Annotated in this window: 6 protein-coding genes; 1 reads left to right on the top strand and 5 read right to left on the bottom strand. The window is 58.2% G+C overall.

The genetic code is table 11. The features are described 5' to 3' along the window. On the top strand, positions 1-1,353 hold a 1,353-nt coding region (locus RDN59_RS11325), incomplete at its 5' end, for a cation-translocating P-type ATPase (RefSeq protein ID WP_308607932.1). A 405-nt stretch (positions 1,354-1,758) separates the two neighbouring features. Here the strand turns inward: RDN59_RS11325 and RDN59_RS11320 are convergent. From RDN59_RS11320 to RDN59_RS11300, 5 genes are all read right to left on the bottom strand, one after another. Beyond that, the gene (locus RDN59_RS11320; protein ID WP_308607931.1) at positions 1,759-2,541 is read right to left on the bottom strand and encodes a zeta toxin family protein; all 783 of its coding nucleotides are present in this window, start codon (positions 2,539-2,541) and stop codon (positions 1,759-1,761) included. Then, entirely contained in the window at positions 2,538-2,801 is a 264-nt protein-coding gene (locus tag RDN59_RS11315) for a hypothetical protein (RefSeq protein WP_308607930.1), read from the bottom strand. The genes RDN59_RS11320 and RDN59_RS11315 overlap by 4 nt, the downstream gene beginning before the upstream one ends. Before the next feature lie 31 nt (positions 2,802-2,832). Continuing rightward, the gene (locus RDN59_RS11310) at positions 2,833-2,979 is read right to left on the bottom strand and encodes a hypothetical protein (RefSeq protein ID WP_308607929.1); all 147 of its coding nucleotides are present in this window, start codon (positions 2,977-2,979) and stop codon (positions 2,833-2,835) included. Positions 2,980-3,036: 57 nt separating this feature from the next. Further along, positions 3,037-4,704: an amidohydrolase gene (locus tag RDN59_RS11305; protein ID WP_308607928.1), complete on the bottom strand. Its 1,668-nt coding sequence runs from the start codon at positions 4,702-4,704 to the stop codon at positions 3,037-3,039. Between the two features lie 4 nt (positions 4,705-4,708). Continuing rightward, on the bottom strand, positions 4,709-5,406 hold a 698-nt coding region (locus tag RDN59_RS11300), incomplete at its 5' end, for an aldehyde dehydrogenase family protein (RefSeq protein WP_308607927.1).

Here is a 5,406-nt window from a genome sequence, read left to right as displayed (position 1 = left end):
TCCAGCCTTGACACCTCAGCGATCACCGGAGAATCCATTCCGGAGGAGGTTGCGCCCGGCGACGAGGTACCCGCGGGAGCGATCAACTCCGCCGGTGTGCTGGAGGTCGAGACGACCGCAGCTGGAACGGACAACTCGCTGACCACACTCGTCGACCTCGTCGAGCAGGCGCAGGCGGAAAAGGGCGACCGCGCCCGGATCGCCGACCGGATTGCCCGACCCCTAGTGCCCGGGGTGATGATCCTTGCGGTGCTGGTCGGTGTGATTGGCTCGCTGCTGAGCGACCCCGAGACGTGGATCACCCGTGCCCTGGTGGTTCTGGTCGCAGCGTCGCCGTGCGCGTTGGCAATCTCCGTGCCGCTGACGGTCGTGGCCGCGATCGGCGCGGCCAGCCAGTTCGGCGTGGTCATCAAGTCCGGCGCGGCGTTCGAGCGGCTCGGCGGCATCCGTCACCTGGCGGTGGACAAGACCGGAACCCTTACCCGCAACCAGCCCGAGGTTACCGGAGTGGTCCCGGCAGACGGATTCGATCGGGCGCAGGTGCTTTCCTTCGCGGCGGCGGTTGAGCAGCAATCGACGCACCCCCTCGCCGCGGCGATCGTGGCAGCGGAGCCCGAAGCGCCCACCGCCTTGGATATCAGCGAGGAAGCCGGTCATGGCATCGGCGGCACCGTCGAAGGCCGACGGGTGCTGGTCGGCAGCCCCCGATGGATCGACGCCGGGCCACTGAAGGCGGACGTTGAGCGCATGGAGTCCGAAGGCCAGACCTGCGTCCTAGTCACCGTCGATGACGCTCTCGCCGGGGCGATCGGGGTGCGCGACGAGTTGCGGCCCGAGGTGCCCGATGCCGTCCAGTCCCTGCACGACAACGACGTGGAAGTGAGCATGCTCACCGGCGATAACACTCGCACCGCCCGGGCGCTGGCTGAAATCGCCGGAATCGACGACGTGCGCGCCGAGCTGCGACCGGAGGACAAGGCAAGCATCGTCGCCGAACTCTCCTCCAAGACGCCGACGGCGATGATCGGCGACGGCATCAACGACGCGCCGGCACTGGCGGGCGCAACGGTGGGCATTGCGATGGGAGCAACCGGCTCTGACGCCGCGATCGAGTCCGCTGACGTCGCCTTCACTGGCCACGACCTCCGGCTGATCCCGCAGGCGCTGCAGCACGCCCGCCGAGGCAGCAGGATCATCAACCAAAACATCGTGCTGTCTCTGGCCATCATCATCGTGTTGATGCCACTGGCGATCAGCGGTGTACTGGGCCTAGCCGCCGTCGTGTTGGTACACGAAGTCGCCGAAGTCATCGTGATCTTGAACGGCCTGCGGGCTGCACGAGCGAAACGCTGAGGCTGTGACCGGCAAGTCTTATAAGGGTAAACCACGCGCCGAGCGCACACACACGTTGGACCAGGCGAGTCATTCGAGTTCACCACCTGGTCCTTCTCGATGCGTGCAGGCACGGGAACTGTGGGTGAACCTAATAGTTCAACGGCCCGATACCGCTTGCAGATTCTTCACACGAGGTAGCGGAATGGACCGAGGCCGAACGAAAACCGGAGTTAGAGACAGCGCTCTTCAACCTACCCCCAATAACGCGAAACGTCATTAGCGCCTCGCGTTACACGTTGAACTTGAACTCGACGCAGACGACATCCTCAGCCTGCTCTACCTTGCAGACCGTCAGCTCGCCAGCAGCCGCTTCGACACGAGGCTCTCACCGCCTACCGGGCGCGCGGTTCCACGGGCACAGTCTTAAAACTTGCGGATAAGCTCTGCATCAGCCACGAGGTTGTGCGTGAGCTTCTCAGCTTCAAGGCCACTCAAGTCGCAGCTGTCGAAGCGGGCCAGCCAATCAGCACGAATGGCGGGGGAGTCGAACCAGGTTTCGCGCTCAGCCTCAATATCCTCGATGCCGCTCAAAGTGCGGCCATCGCGGGTGCGGATCTCGAGGTCGTCGACAAGCGGCGCAATAGCCTTGAGCCCTGGGACGATGGCCTTAAAGCCCGACGTGTGGGAAACCTCATTGGTCCAGCGCGGGTAACGGCTCACGCGCTGCGCCTCCAGGTAGCGCTGGACGACGCCCAGCCTGGAGACCTCCTGCGCGACCGCCAGGCCCACGACCTTCACGCGGAAACCCGCGGAGCGAAACTTGGCTATCTCACCCGCGATGAACTCCGGGTTAGACAGCGTGTTTTCAATGATGAGCGAGTGCCCATGCTGCCGACCATATTCAATCAGCGAGGACATCCAATAGGGCACCGGTCCATTGGTGAGCACGTCCATGCGCAGGGGGTCGCGCTCCATGATCTCGTCGAGGGCGGGATGATATTTGCGTAATTCATCCGAATCTAGAACGACGTGGTCATCCGTGAGCATCTCAATCACCGAGGATTTTCCCGACGCTGGTTGCCCTGCGACGTAGATGACCTCAGGTTCCGCGGACGGCTGGCGAAAAAGATACGCGATACGCCGCTCAAGGACGCGACGCTTAAAAGCATCATCGGCCGGAAAATCCGCAGCCTTAAGCACTGTCACGCCACCTTTGTGCGGGTTTCAAGCTCATCGAGCAAGCGAGCAAAGAATTCCGCTGCGGCACGGATATCCTCAAGGTCGGTGTTATCAACACCGCTCACAGTGCGCTGAACAAAATCCTCTTGTGCAGTCCAATATTCAATCTCCAGCGCGCTGTCGGTCGCGAGCTGTTGGCGGAAATAGGCAGCTTTCAGCGAGGACGCAACCTCCTTCATAGCGTCGAAGGCTGCGTACTCGATCTCCGGGACGTTGGCGGTGCTCATGGCGCTTAGAATAGCAGCGCCATGCCTGGTTTTAGCCGTTGATGATCTGCGGGTAGGCCAGCCAAGCAACAATGGCGTCTTCGCCATAATCAAGAATGCGTCTGCATATAACTGCCGAATACTTGCTTTTAAATTCTTCCGAATAAAACTCAGTACTCACTCGGCCCTGCTCAGACATTCCTCAAATCGTCACAATTTCAATGACGCTCATATCAACTGGGTGGCTCTTAACTGCCTAAGAAACCACCGCTTGCCTACTGAACACGCATTCACCTGCGAACCAAGTTTCCATAGCCACAATTTCTTTAATTTCTTCTAGAGAAATTTCGTATGGATTCGAGCTTAGAATGACCATATCGGCCGACAGTCCTGGTTCGAGTCTTCCAACTTGATCTCCCAATCCCATCGCGTAAGCCGGGGCTGTAGTGTAGGCCGCTATTGCTTCCTCTAAGGTGATTGCTTGATCAGCCCAGAGCTGACCGGAAAACTCTCCCGTTGGGTTCTTCCTAGTTACCAAACCATAAATTGCCGCCCACACGTTCGGTGTTTCACTTACCGGCCAATCAGAACCACCCGATATTATTGCCCCCGAATCCAGGAGCGACCGATTTGGTTGCATTTTTTCGGCTCGCTCTGGAGGGAGCACTGTAGCTATTGCCTCAGAAATCACCCCTGGAAACCAGAGCGCCGGAGAAATGTCCGCCACCACATTTAGTTCTTGAAATCGGGGGATGTCTTCTTCATGGACAAATTGTCCGTGCGCAACATGGTAAAGCGTGTCTTCATACCCCAGTTCTCGCACCTTCTGAACCGCATCAAGGACATACCGCACAGAAGCATCACCGGTGCAGTGTATTTTGGCTGAAATGCCACGCTTGGCGGTAGACTTCAACCACTCTTCAAGCTCTGCAACAGGCATTGTTGTTCCACCACAGTGGCACTGCGGAAAGCCTATTCCCTCCAAATAGGGTTCGAGGAATGCAGCTGTTCCTGCAGGTGGAACTCCATCAAGAAAAATCTTTATGAAATCCGGTCGATGATGTCGGCTTCGTGTTTCTTCACAGTTCTCAATAATCCCTTCACCAAGTGGCTGTGTCCCAAATATGAAGTCATTGGCAGCCATTGAAGTAACAACCCATGATTTGAGTTGCCCTGAGTCGTCTAGTCGCTTTAATGCACGCATGAGTTGTAGCGATGAAGCCGCATCCTGAAATGCGGTGATCCCGTATGAATGAAGGATCTCGATGCCTCGAGAGGCGGCCGCCTCTAAATCTTCATCTGTTTGGGGGCAAAGAGCGGAATATGTCTGCTCGACAATTACGCCTGCAGCTTCTAATAAAACGCCTGTTGCACGACCCTCACCATCACGAAGAATCTGACCGCCATCAGGGTCTTCAGTCGCATCATCAATCCCAGCGAGTTCCATTGCTTTGGAATTCACTAATCGATTGTGCTTGCTGTCGTCTTTTAGTAGGAGCGGATGAGAACCCGTAGCTTCATCAATAGCTTTTAGGGCCTCTGAGCAATTCAGACTTTGCAGCAGCCCAGAACCCCAGCTTCCCCCAACAATCCATGCACCATCCTCAAGTTGCGCAGCCTCGGTCCGAAGTCTCTCAAGCAATTCTTCAAATGACAAGGTTGGAGGAAAAACTAACTCAAATAGCTCCATTTGGCCCGCAATTAAATGGTGATTATGCACGTCAAGCAAGCCGGGCATTGCAAAAGAGCCGTTCAGATCTATGCTCTTTTTCGCCGCGAACTGATCAGCGACCTTTCCTGCCGCAAGCACCTTCCCATCTTTAAAGGCAATACTATCGACTACGCCAACCTGCGGGTCTAGAGTCTGAATGACTCCATTCCGGAATACAACATCAGCCATCAAAGCTTTCGACTTATTAGCCATCTTTTTAGCCGTTGATGATCTGCGGGTAGGCCAGGCCCTTGAGGCCCTCGGTGCCAAACTCCACGCCGTAGCCGGAGGACTTGATGCCGCCGAAAGGCACGCGCGGATCCACCGCACCGTGGCTGTTGATCCAGGTGGTGCCAGCCTCCAGCTGCGCGGCAACTTCCAGAGCGCGCTCGCGGTTGGAGGACCACACGGAAGAGCCCAAGCCCACGTCAAGCTTGTTGGCCTGCTCGATGGCCCAATCCAGGTCCGTGTACTTCACAATCGGCAGCGCAGGACCGAACTGCTCCTCGACGACCAGCGGGTTGTCCGGGTCGATGTCCGCCACCAGGGTGGTGGGGTAGAAGTAGCCGGGCGCGTCATAGTCCGGGTCACCGCCCAGCAGCACGCGGGCGCCGGAGTCCTTGGCGGCGTTGACGAGCTTGTCCACAATGTCGAACTGCTGCTTGTTCTGCAGCGGGCCGAGCACGTTCTCTTCCTCTAGGCCCACACCCATCGGGGAAGCCTTGGCCACCTCGACGAGGGCTTCGCAGACGGCGTCGTACAGCGACTCCGGCACGTACACGCGCTTCATCGCCGCACAGGTCTGGCCGGTGTTGATGAACGCGCCCCAGAAGAGATCGCCGGCGATCTCCTTCGGGTCGGCGTCATCCAGCACGATGCCCGCATCATTGCCGCCGAGCTCCAGCGTGAGGCGGG

Source organism: uncultured Corynebacterium sp. (assembly GCF_902489365.1).
Classification (GTDB): Bacteria; Actinomycetota; Actinomycetes; order Mycobacteriales; family Mycobacteriaceae; genus Corynebacterium.
This window is presented reverse-complemented; position numbering and strand designations above follow the sequence as displayed.

Coding starts and splice junctions, on each gene's coding strand:
- RDN59_RS11315 (WP_308607930.1), bottom strand. CDS start 2,801: ATGAGCACCGCCAACGTCCCGGAGATCGAGTACGCAGCCTTCGACGCT.
- RDN59_RS11310 (WP_308607929.1), bottom strand. CDS start 2,979: ATGTCTGAGCAGGGCCGAGTGAGTACTGAGTTTTATTCGGAAGAATTT.
- RDN59_RS11305 (WP_308607928.1), bottom strand. CDS start 4,704: ATGGCTAATAAGTCGAAAGCTTTGATGGCTGATGTTGTATTCCGGAAT.